This window comes from Pseudonocardia sp. KRD291, assembly GCF_019263595.1.
Taxonomy (GTDB): Bacteria; Actinomycetota; Actinomycetes; order Mycobacteriales; family Pseudonocardiaceae; genus Pseudonocardia.
The window spans coordinates 1-15,048 of record NZ_JADQDD010000152.1; the positions used below are offsets into that span (position 1 = coordinate 1).

14 protein-coding genes are annotated in these 15,048 nt (G+C 74.3%); 6 read left to right on the plus strand and 8 right to left on the minus strand.

The features are described 5' to 3' along the window. Positions 1-397: 397 nt before the first annotated feature. From I4I78_RS19960 to cobF, 3 genes are read right to left on the minus strand one after another with little or no spacing between them, the layout of a single operon-like run. Positions 398-901: an SRPBCC family protein gene (locus tag I4I78_RS19960; RefSeq protein WP_218612923.1), complete on the minus strand. Its 504-nt coding sequence runs from the start codon at positions 899-901 to the stop codon at positions 398-400. 24 nt (positions 902-925) lie between these two features. Then, the gene (locus I4I78_RS19965; protein WP_308252240.1) at positions 926-2,092 is read right to left on the minus strand and encodes a cytochrome P450; all 1,167 of its coding nucleotides are present in this window, start codon (positions 2,090-2,092) and stop codon (positions 926-928) included. 7 nt (positions 2,093-2,099) lie between these two features. Next, positions 2,100-2,891, minus strand: a complete 792-nt coding sequence (gene cobF / locus I4I78_RS19970) for a precorrin-6A synthase (deacetylating) (RefSeq protein WP_218612924.1) — start codon at positions 2,889-2,891, stop codon at positions 2,100-2,102. Between the two features lie 316 nt (positions 2,892-3,207). Between cobF and I4I78_RS19975 the strand changes: the two genes are divergently transcribed. After that, positions 3,208-4,377 carry a glycosyltransferase family 4 protein gene (locus I4I78_RS19975; protein ID WP_218612925.1) on the plus strand — a complete coding sequence of 390 codons (1,170 nt, stop codon included), beginning with the start codon at positions 3,208-3,210 and terminating at the stop codon, positions 4,375-4,377. A gap of 33 nt (positions 4,378-4,410) precedes the next feature. On the opposite strand, the gene I4I78_RS19980 is transcribed toward I4I78_RS19975, so the two are convergent. Then, positions 4,411-4,851, minus strand: coding sequence for a DUF2000 domain-containing protein (locus I4I78_RS19980; RefSeq protein WP_218612926.1), 441 nt, complete (start codon positions 4,849-4,851; stop codon positions 4,411-4,413). A gap of 50 nt (positions 4,852-4,901) precedes the next feature. Between I4I78_RS19980 and I4I78_RS19985 the strand changes: the two genes are divergently transcribed. After that, positions 4,902-5,822 (plus strand): AraC family transcriptional regulator, encoded by a 921-nt coding sequence (locus I4I78_RS19985; protein ID WP_218612927.1) that lies wholly within the window; start codon positions 4,902-4,904, stop codon positions 5,820-5,822. On the opposite strand, the gene I4I78_RS19990 is transcribed toward I4I78_RS19985, so the two are convergent. Next, a complete protein-coding gene (locus tag I4I78_RS19990; RefSeq protein WP_218612928.1) occupies positions 5,708-7,078 on the minus strand; it encodes a glycosyltransferase family 2 protein in 1,371 nt (456 codons plus the stop codon). The two genes, I4I78_RS19985 and I4I78_RS19990, sit on opposite strands and share 115 nt — an antisense overlap. A gap of 409 nt (positions 7,079-7,487) precedes the next feature. Here I4I78_RS19990 and I4I78_RS19995 point away from each other — a divergent pair, with 409 nt between their 5' ends. Continuing rightward, positions 7,488-8,594 (plus strand): C40 family peptidase, encoded by a 1,107-nt coding sequence (locus tag I4I78_RS19995; protein WP_218612929.1) that lies wholly within the window; start codon positions 7,488-7,490, stop codon positions 8,592-8,594. On the opposite strand, the gene I4I78_RS20000 is transcribed toward I4I78_RS19995, so the two are convergent. Genes I4I78_RS20000 through I4I78_RS20010 form a run of 3 tightly spaced genes read right to left on the minus strand, consistent with a single transcriptional unit; the run spans position 8,595 to position 11,999 of the window. After that, positions 8,595-10,022 (minus strand): amidase, encoded by a 1,428-nt coding sequence (locus I4I78_RS20000; RefSeq protein WP_218612930.1) that lies wholly within the window; start codon positions 10,020-10,022, stop codon positions 8,595-8,597. Between the two features lies 1 nt (position 10,023). Beyond that, positions 10,024-11,160, minus strand: a complete 1,137-nt coding sequence (gene galT / locus I4I78_RS20005; protein ID WP_218612931.1) for a galactose-1-phosphate uridylyltransferase — start codon at positions 11,158-11,160, stop codon at positions 10,024-10,026. Continuing rightward, a complete protein-coding gene (locus tag I4I78_RS20010; protein WP_218612932.1) occupies positions 11,157-11,999 on the minus strand; it encodes a DeoR/GlpR family DNA-binding transcription regulator in 843 nt (280 codons plus the stop codon). The genes galT and I4I78_RS20010 overlap by 4 nt, the downstream gene beginning before the upstream one ends. A 274-nt stretch (positions 12,000-12,273) precedes the next feature. On the opposite strand from I4I78_RS20010, the gene I4I78_RS20015 reads away from it, so the two are divergent. The 3 genes from I4I78_RS20015 to I4I78_RS20025 form a co-directional block, all read left to right on the plus strand. Next, the gene (locus I4I78_RS20015; protein WP_218612933.1) at positions 12,274-13,962 is read left to right on the plus strand and encodes a sodium:solute symporter family protein; all 1,689 of its coding nucleotides are present in this window, start codon (positions 12,274-12,276) and stop codon (positions 13,960-13,962) included. Beyond that, the gene (locus I4I78_RS20020) at positions 13,962-14,303 is read left to right on the plus strand and encodes a hypothetical protein (protein WP_226380059.1); all 342 of its coding nucleotides are present in this window, start codon (positions 13,962-13,964) and stop codon (positions 14,301-14,303) included. The genes I4I78_RS20015 and I4I78_RS20020 overlap by 1 nt, the downstream gene beginning before the upstream one ends. A 150-nt stretch (positions 14,304-14,453) precedes the next feature. Further along, on the plus strand, positions 14,454-15,048 hold a 595-nt coding region (locus tag I4I78_RS20025), incomplete at its 3' end, for a YigZ family protein (RefSeq protein ID WP_218612940.1).

The window sequence follows — 15,048 nt, forward strand, 5'->3', positions numbered from 1 at the left end:
AAACGCCGTCCCGCGAGGTTGCTTTCCTGAGAGGGGGAACGTGGTCCGCGCGTTCATCCGGCGCCGCGACGCGACGAGCGCCGGTCCACTGGACCGAACGGCGGCATGATCTACGACGAACACCCCGAAGGCTCTCAGGGTTGCGGATGCCCCCACCGTTCAACGAGCGGGACGACGCGGGGTTACGGGTCGGCGCAGAAATCGCTCCGCTCGCCTTCCCGCCGGGAGCCGCCGCGTCGCACGGCCGGCCCGCGCCGCTCGCGACGGGCGGCCTCGATCGCCCGGGCAGGTCCTGCGGGAACCCTCGGGACCACCAGGTGAGCGAGGGGGCCCTTCGGGACACCGGGAGCGGGCTCAGCCACCGTTCGGCGTGCCGTGGCGGGCCGCGGCCGGGCGCTCAGGACGCGCGCTCGGCCCGCTCCTTGAACGCGGCAAGGTTGGCCGCCATCGCCGAGCGCCACTCCCCGATCCGGCCGCCCACGATCCGCTCCTCCTTGTCCGGCCACCGCTCGATCGCGGGGGTCAGACCGGACGGGCCGGGGCCGAGCTGGGCCCACTGGCGCAGGCGGGTGCCACCGCCGGCCGGGGTCAGCTCGAACAGCCAGGACGCGGCACGGCCCTCCGGGCGGTCCCGCTCGACCTCCCAGCCGAAGCGGCGCCCCGGCTCCCAGACGGTGACCGTGGAGACCGTGCTCCACTCCCCGACCGCGGAGTGGGCGCTGTAGCCGCGGAACCGCACCTCCGCCGCCGGGCCCTCGGCGCCGTCGAGCCACTCCACCCGCTGCAGCTCCGGGGAGAGCTCGGCCAGCAGGGACAGGTCCGTGACCAGCGGCCACAGGCTCTGCGCCGGGGCGTCGACGACGATCTCGGACTCGGCGGTGGGCCCGTCGGCGTAGCGCATTGCTCTCCTACTGCGGTGGGCCCGTCACCAGCGGACGGGCAGCGTCTCCATACCGAACACGATCGAGAACGACCGCAGCTCGAGGTCGTCCTCGTCGTCGATCTGCGGGGTCAGGCCGGGGAAACGGGCGAACAGCGCCGGCAGCGCGGCGCGCAGCTCCATCCGCCCCAGCTCGGCGCCGACGCAGCGGTGGATGCCGTGGCCGAACGCCAGGTGCCCGGACCCGGCCGCGGCCGGGTCGGTGTTCGCCGCGGACAGCGAGCAGATCATGGCGTCGCCCTTGCCGATCGCGCGCCCGGCGACCTCGGTGTCCGCGCGGGCGAACCGCGGGAACGCCACCTGGACCACCGACATCGAGCGCAGCAGGTCCTCGACCACGTCGTGCGGGTTCCGGTGCAGCTCGGTGACCTGCTCCGGGTGGCGCATCAGCTCCAGCGCACCGAGCGCGATCATGCTGGCGGTCGTCTCGTGGCCGCCGGTGAGCACGCCGTCGGCGAGCGCGGCCAGGTCCTCGTCGGACACGGCGTCGCCGTGCTCGCGCACCAGGGCGCCGAGCAGGCCGTCACCGGGGTTCGCACGCTCCCGGGCGGCCAGCCCGCGCAGGTAGTCCATCGACTCGTTGACCACGTCGAGGGCGTTGTCGAACTGGGCGATCATGTCGAAACGGGCGGTGCTGCGCCGCTCGAACTCGGCCCGGTCGGAGTCCGGCACGCCGAGCAGCTCGCAGATCACCTGCGAGGGCAGCGGCACGGCGAAGCGCTCGACCAGGTCCGCGCCGGCGCCGGCGGACTCGACGTCGTCGAGCAGCTCGGTGACCAGCGCGTCGATCCTCGGCTGCAGGCGGGACAGGCGCCGCACGGTGAACTCGCGGGTCAGCAGCCTGCGCAGCCGGGTGTGCTCGGGCGGGTCCCGGAAGCCGAGGCCGCCCGGATCCTGCTCGGCCAGCGCCTCGATCCCGGTCCCGGCCAGGTGCGACAGGTCGTTGGAGAAGCGCCCCGGGTCGCCGAGCACCTCGCGCACCTGCGCGTAGCCGCTCACCAGCCAGGCCCGCACCCCGATCTCGTCCGGGATCTCCATCCCGGCCACCGGGAGCCGCCCGCGCAGTTCGGTGAGCTCCTCCGCGGGGGCGAGCCCCTCGCGCAGCAGGGGCAGCATCATCGACGCCTCGCCCATCAGTTCGTCCCCTCGCACACGGCGGTCATCGCTGTCCCTCACCTCGGCGCAGCAGATAGGTGTCCATGATCCAGCCTCGGTGCGCGCGGGCGTCCGCACGGACGCGCACGATCTCGTCACACACCTCGTCGAGGGGGCCGGACACCAGCAGCTCGCCGGGTGTGCCCAGGTAGGCACCCCAGTAGATGTGCAGATCCTTGCTCTGCTCGGGCGGCAGCGTCGCGAACGCCGTCCGCCCGTCGAGCATCACGACGACGTCGTCGGCGTCGTCGGGCAGGCCGCCGGCGATCCGGCGGCCGGTGGTGATCAGGACCGGGCGCCCGACCCGGTTGAGGATCAGCCGGTGCGCCGCGGCCAGCGCGGCCACACTGGAGATCCCGGCGATCGACTCCACCCGCCAGTCGGCGCGGTCCTCCATACCGTCGAGCACCTCGTCGAGCAGCCGCAGCGTCCCGTCGTAGAGCGACGGGTCGCCCCAGACCAGGAACGCGCCGGTGCCGTTCTCGCCCAGCTCGTCGGTGAGCAGGGCGCGGTAGAGCGCCGCGCGCCGGTCCTGCCAGTCCACGACGACGTCGCGGTAGGTGTCGTCGGGCAGCTCGGCGCGCTCGCGCGGCGGGTCCGTGGCCCGTACCAGGCGGAACGCGCCGTCCGGGCGGTGCCGGCGCAGGATCTCGGTGCGCAGGGCGAGCAGGTCGTCCTTCTCGCCGCCCTTGTCGATGACGAAGAAGACCTCGGCCCGCCGGAGCGCGGAGACGGCCTGCAGGGTCAGGTGGTCCGGGTCCCCGGCTCCGATCCCGATCACCAGCACGGTCCGCATGCCGACGACGGTAATGGAACGGGCCCGGGCGGCGGGCGGCGGCATGCGGCACGCAGGCGCCTGCGGCGTGGACCGGTCGTGTCGGACCGTCACCTCACCGGCCCAACGGCCACCGGCTGCTGTCCCCCGATCCGCGCAGCGCCACGACCCGTCACCCGCCGTGCCCGGTGGGTAGGGTCGAGGCCCCGAACCAGGGACCCCGGCCCGGTCGTCGGCGCCCCGGGTCCCCGCCGCGCGTCCCGCCGGCACCGCCGCGCGTCCCGCGGCACTCCACGACGGGTCGCCGGCCACCCACCTCCGGAGGAGGCACACGGACGTGAAGATCGGACACCTGGTCGAGTCGCTGGACCCGGGCGGGGTCGCGGCCGCGCTCGTCGACCTCGCCGCGGCCGGGGCGCCGGAGGGGATCGAGCTGGTGGTCGTCGCGCTGACACCGACCGCCCACCCGGGGGTCTCCGCCGCGCTGGCCCGGCACGGCGCGCAGACGGTCGAGCTCAACGTGGCGCCGTGGGACCCGCGCGCCGTGCTCAAGGTGGTCGAGGCCCTGCGCGAGCACGGCGTGGAGATCGTGCACAGCCACGAGGCCCGGCCGGACGTCGTCGGCTCGGCCGCGGCGGCCCGGCTCCGGCTGCCCGCCGTCTCCACCCTGCACCACGTCCACGACCTGCCCGCGGGCCGTGGCGACCGGGTCCGGCGCACGGCCAAGGTGCTCGCCCGCAAGCGCTTCATGACCCGCACGATCGCGACGTCGAGGCTGCAGCGGGACTGGTACCGACGGGTCGCCGGATCCACCGCGGGCCTGTCGATCGTCCCGGACGGCGCGGCCGACCCCGGGCCGGGTACCGACGAGGAGCGGGCCCGCCTGCGCCGCGGGCTCGGCGTCGGCGACGACGACGTGGTGGCCGTCTCGGTCGCCCCGATGCGCCGCGGCCGGGGCCAGGACATGCTGCTCGACGCGCTGGCCGAGCTGCCCGCCGGCGAGCCGGTGACCGTGGTGCTCAGCGGTGACGGGCCGTTGCGCCCGTGGCTGGAGTCGCGGGTCGCGGGCGACGACATGCTCGCCGCGCACGTGCAGTTCCGCCGCCACGCCGACCCGGTGGACCTGCTGCGCGCCGCGGACGTCCAGCTGCACACCACCCGGCACGACACGATGCCGCGGGTGCTGGTGCAGGGCCAGGGCGCCGGGGTGCCCGCGGTCGCGACCCGGGTCGGCGGCATCCCGGAGATCGTCACCCGGGACACCGGCGCGCTGGTGCCGGTCGCCTCCGCGCGGATCGCCGACGAGCTGGTGCGGCTGGTGCGGGACCCGCAGCTGCGCCGCCGCCAGGGCGCGGCGGCCCGGGCCCGGTTCCTGGAGCGCTTCGAGTCCGGGGTCTGGGCGGCCTCGCTCGGCGAGATCTACCGCAGCGCACTGGGCCGGGCCGGAGCCCCGGCGCCGGAGGAGCTCGACGCGCCGGAGGCCGACCGGCGCCCGGTCGGGGCCTGACCGGCACCGGCCCGTTCGGGGAGCAAACCGGTCTCAGGGGTGCATCCGCGCACCCTTGACGATCTTGTCGACGCCGTTGCGGGGCCCGTGCACGGCGATCCCGACCAGGTCGAGCTCGTCGCCCGACGCCGCGGCGACCACGGCGCGGTTGTCGCGGTCGTTGCCGGTCGCGAACATGTCCGCGGTGAACACCGCCACCGGCGTCCCCCGGCCGACGGCCCGGAGACGGGCCGCGCGCAGCGTGTCCCGGTCCCCGGTAAGCACCAGCACGGGCTGGCCGAACGTGGCCAGGTACGGCGTGCCGTCGGCGTCGGCGTAGGGCTCGCCGAGGATCTCCGGGACGGCCGCGGACACCGCCGCGGACAGGAACGCGGTGACGTTGAGGCCCTGCCAGGGCTCCAGGTCGTCGCGGAGCAGGACGGCGATCTTGGTCGGGAAGCGGACCGGGGCATCGGGAACGGACGGGGCGGTCATGACCACAGAGCGTGCCTCCGGCGCGGCCGCCGGTCTTGTACGTTCCTGACATGGCGCCGGTTCCGTCCACCGACACCGTCACGGCGTGGCGCCCGGAGGTCCCCGGCATCGCCGAGGTGCTGCACGCCCGGTTCACCCGGCACGCCTACCCGGCGCACGTGCACTCCACCTGGACCGTACTGATCGTCGACGACGGCGCCGTGCGCTACGACCTGGACCGGCACCCGCACGGCACCGCCGGTGCCGCGGTGACGCTGCTGCCTCCCGGCGTCGCGCACGACGGCCGGGCCGCGACCGGGGACGGCTTCCGCAAGCGGGTGCTCTACCTCGACGCGGGCGTGCTCGGCCCGGACGTGCTCGGCCGTGACGGCACCGGCACCGCGGTGGACCGGCCCGGCCTGGACGACCCGCTGCTGCGGGATCGCCTGGGTGCGCTGCACCGCGCGCTGGCCGACCCGCGGGACGCGCTGCACGCGCAGAGCCGTTTCGCCTTCGTCGCCGAGCGGCTGGCCGGGCACCTCAGCGGCGGCCCGTCCGGGCCGCCGGACCCGGCCGCGGGCGACCCGACGCTGGCGGCCCGGCTGCGCCGGCTGCTCGACGCGCGTGTGCGGCCCGGCCTGACGCTCGACGAGGCCGCCCGGGTCCTGCACTCGCACCCGACGCACCTGGTGCGCGCGTTCTCCCGGGAGTTCGGCATCCCGCCGCACCGCTACCTCGACGGGCGCCGGGTCGACCTCGCCCGCCGCCTGCTGCTCGACGGCGCGGCACCGGCGGACGCGGCGCAGGCCGCCGGCTTCTACGACCAGGCGCACCTGACCCGCCGCTTCGCCCGCACGCTCGGCGTCACACCGGCCCGTTACGCCGCGGGCGGCCGGTCGGTCGAGGCAGGATCGGCCGGGGGGTCGGGCGGGAAGGTCATCGGCGGCGCCGCGCCGTCGGCGCCGCGTACCCGCCGGCGTGCGCGCAGGTAGAGGACCGGTCCGGTGAGGAGCCCGCGCAGCTTGCGCCGCCCGGCCCCGGACGGCAGCGCGTCCCGTGCCGCGCCGGTACCCGTGCCGCCGGTCCCCGGGCGTCCGTCGCGTGTGCCCTCGTCGCGTGTGTTGTCGTCCCAGCCCTCGCCGGACTCCCGCCGGACGACCTGGCGCAGCCGGGCCAGCGCGGCCGGGGCCCGGCGCAACGCGACCGCGCGGGCCCGCCGGTCGAGCGCGACCTTGCCGAGGAACGCGCCCAGACCCAGCGCGTAGCCGCGCATCTGGGAGCGGAGCTCGTCGTCGCCGGGCCGGTGGTGGTGCCAGACGAACGCGGACGGCACGTAGCCGAGCACCTGCCCGTCCAGCACGATCCGCACCAGCAGCTCGATGTCCTCGCCGCCGCGGGTCTCCGCGCCCGGGCCGAGTGCCTCGTCGAAGCTGCCCAGGCGCCGTACCGGCTCCGCGCGCACGGCCATGTTCGCCCCGATCCCGAACAGGCCCGGGGAGAACGGGAACACCGGCGAGTCCGCCGGCGGCTCGTCGAGGGAGAACCGCCGCGGGCGGTAGCCCTTGTTCCAGGCCAGCGCCGTGTCCGAGGCCTGCTCCTGGGCGGTGCCCAGCCGCGCGGCCAGCACCGGGCCGCTGACGCCGGTCAGCTCGGGGTCGGCGGCGAACGCACCGGCGATCCGCGACGCCCAGGCGTGGTCGGGCTCGGTGTCGTCGTCGGTGAACGCGACGACCGGGGTGCGGGCCTCGGCCAGGCCCCGGTTGCGCCCCGCCGACGCGCCGCGGCGCGCCTCGCGGACGTAGCGCACCACGCCCGCCACCGGTCCCGTCTCCGCGGCGATCCGCCGGACCACCTGCTCGGTCCGGTCGTCCGGAGGGTCGTTGTCCACCACCAGGACCGTCACCGCCGGGTGGTCGCCTGCCAACACGGCGCGCACGCAGCGGTCCACGCTGTCCGGGCGGTCGCGGGTGGCGACGACGACCGTCAGCGGCTCGTCCGAGACCGGGGGCGCGGGCGGGTCCGGTATCGCGCCGGTGCCCGCGGCGACCGCCCCGGCGACCTGCGCCGGCGTCGCGACCCCGCCGGTGAGCGGCACGTCGACCTGGCCGACCGGGACCCCGTCGGCCGTGACCAGCAGCCGCGCCGCGACGAAATGCCCGGGCACCCGGATGCCGGCCGGCTCGACACCGGTCGGCAGGCTGCGCTCGGTCTGACCGACCCAGATCGGTCCGGGCCCTGGGTCCGGCACGTCGATGACCTCCGGGAGTGAGGTGGGGCCGCGTTCGGGTGCGCGACCACCCACGATGCTTACAGACCCGTTCGGCGACGCCGACGGCACCCGGATACCGCTCGTCGCGCGGTAGATCCTTTCCGGCGCAGTCGGGTGACCCGGAAACAACCATTCGGCGGAGAGATCCCACGCGGGTCGCGCACAGGACGCCGTTCGCCGCAGCCACCGCGAGGCGATCGGGCGACGCGGTCACGGACCCGTTACGGTTTCGTCATCGCCCGACGAGAAGTCGGGCGGTGCGCCTGGTCGGTCACCGCTCCCCGCCTGCCGACACTCCCCCTGGCGCCCATCAGTACGTGGCGGGGACGAGTCTGCGCCGGTCCCCCGACCGGATCCACGCGGCCGTCGCGGCTGAGGACATACACGCATGACCACTGCGCTGCGCCACGAACACGGTCCGGGCCATGATCATGACCTGGGCCACGGACCCGAGCTGGGCCGCTCCCCCGAGACGGCCCCGCGCGCCCGGCACGACTCCGACTCGGCCGAGGGCATCTCCGCCGCCGAGCTGCTGTCCCGTTACGCCGACGCCGGTTTCGACCGTCCGACCCGCGCGAGCCGTCGTGCCGACGCCTCCCCGGCCGGGCAGACCGTCGTCACGCAGGACGCACCGGCCGGGCTCGGCTCCCCCGTCGGCCTGATCCGCGGCGCCGGCTCCGACACCGGCTCGTTCGGCCGCAACCCCCGCGCCGTGGCCGCCACGATGGGCGCCACGATGATCGGTGCCACCGCCGTGATGGGCGTCGTCGCAGCCGTGGACGCCCCGGGCGACGAGGCCACCGACACCCAGAACCGCCCGGTCGACCTGGCCGGCGCCGAGTCGGCGACGATGAAGCTGCAGGTCCCGGCGACGAAGGCCGGTCAGGCCGCGTCCGGTGGCCACAGCGCTGCGGGCGCCTCGTTCGCCCAGGACCTCACGCAGGCCGCCGGCATGGTCCCGGCCGCGTTCGACCAGGCCGACGCCGCGCGCATCGCCGCCAACAACCTCGCGGCGGCGAAGAAGGCCTCCGCCGACCAGTCCGCCGCGGCCGCCCGTGCCGCGGCCGCCCGCCCCGCCAACGGCGGCGGCGGGGACGACGGCGACGACGACGGCGGTTCGGCCGCCCCCGCGGAGTCCGCCACCGGGTCCGGCATCGGCGCGCAGGCGCTGGCCATGGCCAAGTCCAAGCTGGGCAAGCCCTACGTCTGGGGCGCCGACGGCCCGAACGCCTTCGACTGCTCCGGGCTGATGAAGTGGGCCTTCGAGCAGGTCGGGCAGGACATCCCGCGCTCCTCCTCGGCCCAGTCCGAGGCCGGCGAGTCGGTGAGCAAGGACGAGCTCAAGCCGGGCGACATGGTGTTCTTCTACTCTCCGGTCAGCCACGTCGGGTTCTACGCCGGCAACGGCAAGATCCTGCACGCCAGCACCGAGGGCGAGCCGGTGAAGTACTCCGACATCGACGCGATGCCGTTCAACGGCGCCGTCCGGATGTGATCAGACGGGCCGCCGCCGGCCGTGTCCGGTGGCGGCCTCGAACGCGGCGGCGACCTGCAGGACCTTCCGGTCCGCCCGGGGCGCCCCGACGATCTGCAGCCCGACCGGTGACCCGTCGGCGGTGAACCCCGCCGGCACCGACACCGCCGGGCAGCCGGTCGCGCTGATCAGCGTGCACGACCTCATCCAGCCCAGGTAGTCGGGCTGGCGGACGCCGGCCACGAGCGTCGGGTACTCGAGTTCCACATCGAACGGTTCGACCTGCACGGTCGGGGAGACCAGCACGTCGTACCGTTCGAAGAACTCGACGACGATCTCGTGCAGCGCACTCTGCCGCTGCGCCGCCACGCCCAGGTCGGACACGGTCAGGGCGCGCCCGACCTCGACGTTGTCCCGGATCGTGGCCTTGACCCGGTCGGGGTCGCGGTCCACCAGCGGCCCGAAGCTCAGCAGGAACGCCCAGGCCCGCAGCGCGGTGAACACGGAGTCGGCGAGGTCGAGGTCCGGGCAGTCCGGCTCGACCCGGGCACCGAGCCCCTCCAACACGGACGCGGCGCCGGCCACGACACCGGCGACGGCCGCGTCCACCGGGACCCGGCCTCCGAGGTCGGGGGCCCAGGCCACCCGGAGCCCGTCCACCCCGGCCTGCAGCGGTGGGCCGAATACCGACCCCGGGTCCTGCAACGACAGCGGGGCCCGTGGGTCGGGCCCGGCCAGCACGGACAGCAGCAGCGCGACGTCGGCGACGGTCCGCCCCATCGGGCCCTGCACGGCCAGCGTCTGGCGGGACAGCTGCGCCGGATGGGTGGGGACCCGCCCGGGTGTCGGCCGGAACCCGACGACGTTGCAGAACGCGGCCGGGTTGCGCAGCGAGCCGCCCATGTCGCTTCCCTCGGCCAGCGCCACCATGCCGGTGGCCAGCGCGGCCGCCGCTCCCCCGCTGGAGCCGCCGGCGCTGCGCCCGGGCCGGTAGGGGTTGTGCGTCGCGCCGAACACCGGATTCACGGTGTGCGACCCGGCCGCCCACTCCGGGACGTTCGTCTTGCCCAGCCGGATCGCCCCGGCCGCGGCCGCCCGGGCCACCACCAGCTCGTCGGAGTCCGGCACGTGGTCGGACATCAGCGGCGAGCCGAACGTCGTCCGCATGCCGCCGGTGAGGTGGGTGTCCTTGTGCGCCATCGGCAGCCCGTGCAGCGGCCCGTCCGGGCCCCGGCGGGCGAACCGCTCGTCGGCGGCGGCCGCGGCCGCGCTCGCGCCCTCGACGTCGAGCGTGACGATCGCGTTGACGCCGCCGTTGGACCGCTCGACCCGCTCCAGGCAGGCCGCGAGCAGCTCGCGCGCGGACAGCTCACCGCGACCGATCAGCCCGGCCAGCTCGACGGCCGGCAGGTCGGCCAGGTCGCTCGTGTGCGGGTTCTGCTCGCTCATCTCAGGGCTCCTGGGTCAGGGTCGGGGGCGCCGGGGCGAGGTCGCGCAGTCGCGCCGCGACGGCCTCGGGCAGCACGTCGGAGATGAACGCGCCGGCACCGGTCTCCGACCCGGCCAGATACTTGATCTTGCCGGGGGCCCGGCGGACGGTGTGCACCCGCAGGTGCAGCCGCGCCAGGTCGCGGCCGTCCTCGGCCCGCACCGGGGCCTGCTGCCAGGCCGCGACGTAGGGCAGCTCGTCGTCGTAGAGCGCGTCCAGACGGCGCAGCAGCTCCAGGTACACCGGCCCGAACTCGGCCCGCTGCTGTTCGTCCAGGGCGGGCAGGTCGGTGGTCGGCCGGTTCGGGTACAGGTGCACCTCGACCGGCCAGCGGGCCGCGCGCGGCACGAACGCCGTCCAGTGCTCGCCGGCCACGACGACGCGCTCGCCGGCGCGTTCCTCGGCCAGCAGCACGTCGAACAGGTTCTCCCCGGTGCGCTCCCGGTACTGCGCGGCGTGGGCGAGCATCCGCTGCGGGAACGGCGGGACGTAGGGGTAGGCGTAGACCTGCCCGTGCGGGTGCGCCAGCGTCACCCCGATCTCGGCGCCCCGGTTCTCGAACGGGAACACGTAGCGCACCCCCGGGCGCGCGCCGAGCTCCGCCGTCCGGTCCGCCCACACATCGAGCACGGTGCGCACCCGTTCCGGGGTGAGCCTGCCGAACGAGCGGTCGTGGTCGGAGGTGAAACAGACGACCTCGCACCGTCCGGCCTCCGGCACCGGATCCGGCCCGGAGACGTCCGGCCCCGCGCTGCCGGGCTGTCCCTCTCCGTCCCCGGGGGGCGACCCGAAGGACGGGAAGCGGTTCTCGAACGCGACGACGTCGTAGGACGGCGCCGGCACCTCGGTGGCCCGGCCGTCGCGGCTCGGGCACAGCGGGCACCGGTCGGCCGGGGGCTGGTAGGTCCGGTCCTGGCGGTGCGCGGCGATCGTGACCCACTCACCGGCCAGTGCGTCGTAGCGCAGCTGTGAGGCCGGCACCACGCGGGGCAGGTCACGGGTGTCGTGCGTGGTCTCGGCGTCGCGCACGACCCCCTCGTCCTCGTCGTACCAGAGGATCTCCCGACCGTCCGCGAGCCTCGTGGACGTCTTCTTCACGTACTTCCTCCTGTGTGCCCGGACCCTGGCTGCCCGGATCCCGGGTGCCCGGACCCTGTGTGCGCGACGACGAGCCGGTCGACCTCGCCCCTGAGTACGGCCTGGTCGACCTCGGCCAGGCCGTCGTCGGTGACCAGCACGTCGGCCTCGCCGAGCTCGGCGATCGTGGAGATGCCGACCGTGCCCCACTTGGTGTGGTCGGCGACCACGACCAGCTGCTGCCCCGCGTCGACCAGCGCGCGGTTGGTGTCGCGCTCGGTCAGGTTCGGGGTGGTGAACCCGGCCGCGGCGGTCATCCCGTGCACGCCGAGGAACACCACGTCCAGGTTGAGCGAGCGCAGGGCGGCGACCGCGACCGGCCCGACCAGCGCCTCGGACGGGGTGCGCACCCCGCCGGTGAGGATCACCGTGGTGCCGCGGCCCTGGGCGCCCCGGGTGTGCAGCACGTCGGCGACGGCCAGCGAGTTGGTGACGACGGTGAGTCGCGGCGTGGCGGCGAGACGGTGCGCCAGACGCCAGGTCGTGGTGCCGGCGGAGAGCCCGACCGCGGCGCCCGGCTCCACCAGCTCGGCCGCCGCGGCGGCGATCGCGTCCTTCTCGTCGAGCTCGCGGGTGACCTTCGCGGTGAACCCCGGCTCCTCGGTGCTGTGCTCCCCGACCGCCGTCGCGCCGCCGTGCACCTTGTCCACCAGCCGCCGCCGCGCCAGCACGTCGAGGTCGCGGCGCACGGTCATGTCGGACACGCCGAGGTGCTCGGCGAGCTCGGAGACCCGTACCGCGCCTCGGGCCCGGACCTGCTCGACGATCACGTCCCGGCGCTGCTCGGCCAGCAGGCTCACCGGGACCACCGCACGGCGGATCCCGGCACCCGCTCGACATCGAGGCTGCTCACCCGCACAGAATGCAACAAATCCGCACGGCTGACAATCACCGTCTGGTATCGGAAGTGGTGGGCGATGTTCACTTCTGTCCGGGAGCGAGCTATGTTGTGCGATGGTTCGGCCCGGAAGTGGGCCAGGCCACACCGACAACGGTCAACACTCAACGTCGAGGAGTCGCAATGTCCGTCATCGACACGGCCCGGGGACGGGCCCCGGGGAAGGGACCGGTGTCATGACCCTGGCCCAGGACGCCCTCCGCCTGAACCCGAACGTGATCGACTACTTGCTGGTCGCCTTCTACTTCGTGCTGGTGCTCGGCATCGGCTTCGCCGCACGCCGGTCCATCTCGTCGAGCCTGGACTTCCTGCTCTCCGGCCGGTCGATGCCGGCGTGGATCACCGGCCTGGCCTTCATCTCGGCCAACCTCGGCGCCATCGAGCTCATCGGCATGGTGGCCAACGGGGCCCAGTACGGCGTGCCGATGGTGCACTACTACTGGCTCGGCGCCATCCCGGCGATGGTGTTCCTCGGCCTGGTGATGATGCCGTTCTACTACGGCTCCAAGGCCCGCTCCGTGCCGGAGTTCCTGTTCAAGCGGTTCAACCGGACCACCCAGCGGGTGCAGTCGGTGATCTTCGCGGTGGCCTCGATCCTGATCGCGGGCGTGAACCTGTTCTCGCTCGGCCTGGTGCTGGAGGCGCTGCTCGGGTGGCCGCTTCAGGTCGCGATCCCGGTCGCGGCCGTGATCGTGCTCGGCTACATCACCCTCGGCGGGCTCTCCGCGGCCATCTACACCGAGGTGCTGCAGTTCTTCGTGATCCTGGCGCTGCTCATCCCGCTGACGATCGCCGGGCTGAACCGGGTCGGCGGGTGGGACGGCCTCAAGGCCGCCGTCACCGCGGGACCCAGCGGGGGCGCGGACCTCTCGGCCTGGCCCGGGACCCCGCTCACCGAGATCGACAACCCGGTGCTCTCGGTGCTGGGCATCGTGTTCGGCCTGGGCTTCGTGCTCTCGTTCGGCTACTGGACGACGAACTTCGCCGAGGTGCAGCGCGCCCTGTCGGCCAAGTCGATGTCCGCGGCCCGGCGCACGCCGATCATCGGCGCGTTCCCGAAGGCACTGGTCGTGCTCGTCATCCTGATCCCCGGCATGGTCTCCGCGGTGATCATCCCGCAGATCGCCGAGATCAAGGCGACCGGCGTCGACGAGGTCGGCGGGATCACCTACAACAACGCGCTGTCGCTGCTGCTCAAGGAGCTGCTGCCGAACGGCATCCTGGGCGTCGCGATCGCCGGTCTGCTGGCCGCGTTCATGGCGGGCATGGCGGCCAACATCAGCTCGTTCAACACGGTGTTCACCTACGACATCTGGCAGGACTGGATCAAGCCGGGCCTGACCGACCGCTACTACCTGCAGGTCGGGCGGATCGTCACGATCGTCGGTTGCGTGCTCGCGATCGGCACGGCGTTCATCGCGTCCGGATCGTCGAACCTGATGGACTACCTGCAGTCGCTGTTCAGCTTCTTCAACGCGCCGCTGTTCGCGATCTTCATCCTGGGCCTGTTCTGGAAGCGGATGACCGGGCCCTCGGCCTGGATCGGGCTGCTCTCGGGCACCGCGGCCGCGGTCGCGGTCAATGTCCTGGTCACCACCGGCGTGTTCGCGCTCTCCGACCAGGCCGGCAGCTTCGTCGGGGCGATCGCGGCGTTCGTGGTCGGTACCGCGGTCGCCGGGGCGGTGTCGCTGGTGTCCACGCCGCGGGCCGACGCCGAGCTCGTCGGGCTCGTGTGGAGCCTGACACCCAAGGAGACCCGTACCCACTCCACCGAGGGCGAGGACAGTGGCTGGTACCGCTCTCCCGCGGTGCTCGGTGGCGGTGTGCTAGTGCTGACCGCCGTGCTCTACGTGGTGTTCGGCTGATGAGCGGGAAGGAGAACGCGATGTCGCAAGGACCCGAGGACGCGCCGAAGGCCGGGACGGACGCGCCGCCGTCGACCACGGCGTCGGCGCTGTTCGACCTGCGCAACGTCATCGCGCTGCTGTTCGGCGTCTACGGGATCGTGCTGACGATCATGGGGATCGTGTCCGGCAACGACCCGGCGAACATGGCCAAGACCGGCGGTTCGAACCTGAACCTGGAGACCGGCATCGCGATGCTGATCATCGGGGCGCTGTTCGTGGTGTGGGTCCGCACCCGGCCGCTGAAGCTGCCGACCCCCGAGGAGATGGCCGAGCCGGACGACCGTCCGGCCGGGCACTGACGAGGGGATCCGCCGGTCCCGGTGCGGGGGTCTCCCCCGTGCCGGGATCAGCGGCGCTCGGCCGGGCTCGGGAAGTACGGGTTGTACCGCCCACCGGGCCGTCGCGATCGGCGTCACGTCTCGAGGCCGCGGGCGTGGAAGGGTGCGCTCGTGCACGTGATCGCCCGCGACGGTGAGCACGAGATCGAGATCTCGCGTTCGCGCTTCCGGTGTGTCCTGGCCCGGGTCCCCGACCTGGACGCCGCGGCGCGGGTCGTGGCCGGGATCCGGTCCCGGGACCACACCGCCACCCACCACTGCACGGCGATGCGGGTCGGCGCGGACGGTGCGCAACGGCGCTCCGGCGACGACGGCGAGCCCGCTGGCACCGCGGGCGTCCCGATGCTCGAGGTACTGCTGCACCGCGACCTGACCGACGTCGTCGCCGTCGTCTCGCGCTGGTTCGGCGGGACGAAGCTCGGCGCGGGTGGCCTGGTCCGGGCCTACGGCCGGGCCGTCTCCGAGGCCCTGGACACGGTCGGCACGCTGCGCCGGGTCCGTCACCGCGAGCTGCTCCTGGCCGTCCCGCACGACCGGGCGGGCCGGCTGGAGAACGCACTGCGCACCGCCGGATACCGGGTCCGCGACCTCCGCCACGGCCCGGACGTGACGATCACCGTCCTGGTCCCGGAGCCGTCGTCCGGGCGGTTCGGCGACTGGCTCGCCGAGCAGACCGGCGGCACCGTCGAGGCCCTCGACGTCGGCC

Excerpts from the sequence above, each read along its gene's own strand:
- I4I78_RS19995 (WP_218612929.1), top strand. The coding sequence starts at position 7,488 with ATGACCACTGCGCTGCGCCACGAACACGGTCCGGGCCATGATCATGAC.
- cobF (WP_218612924.1), bottom strand. The coding sequence starts at position 2,891 with ATGCGGACCGTGCTGGTGATCGGGATCGGAGCCGGGGACCCGGACCAC.
- I4I78_RS19985 (WP_218612927.1), top strand. The coding sequence starts at position 4,902 with ATGGCGCCGGTTCCGTCCACCGACACCGTCACGGCGTGGCGCCCGGAG.
- I4I78_RS19980 (WP_218612926.1), bottom strand. The coding sequence starts at position 4,851 with ATGACCGCCCCGTCCGTTCCCGATGCCCCGGTCCGCTTCCCGACCAAG.
- I4I78_RS19960 (WP_218612923.1), bottom strand. The coding sequence starts at position 901 with ATGCGCTACGCCGACGGGCCCACCGCCGAGTCCGAGATCGTCGTCGAC.
- I4I78_RS20015 (WP_218612933.1), top strand. The coding sequence starts at position 12,274 with ATGACCCTGGCCCAGGACGCCCTCCGCCTGAACCCGAACGTGATCGAC.
- I4I78_RS20020 (WP_226380059.1), top strand. The coding sequence starts at position 13,962 with ATGAGCGGGAAGGAGAACGCGATGTCGCAAGGACCCGAGGACGCGCCG.
- I4I78_RS20000 (WP_218612930.1), bottom strand. The coding sequence starts at position 10,022 with ATGAGCGAGCAGAACCCGCACACGAGCGACCTGGCCGACCTGCCGGCC.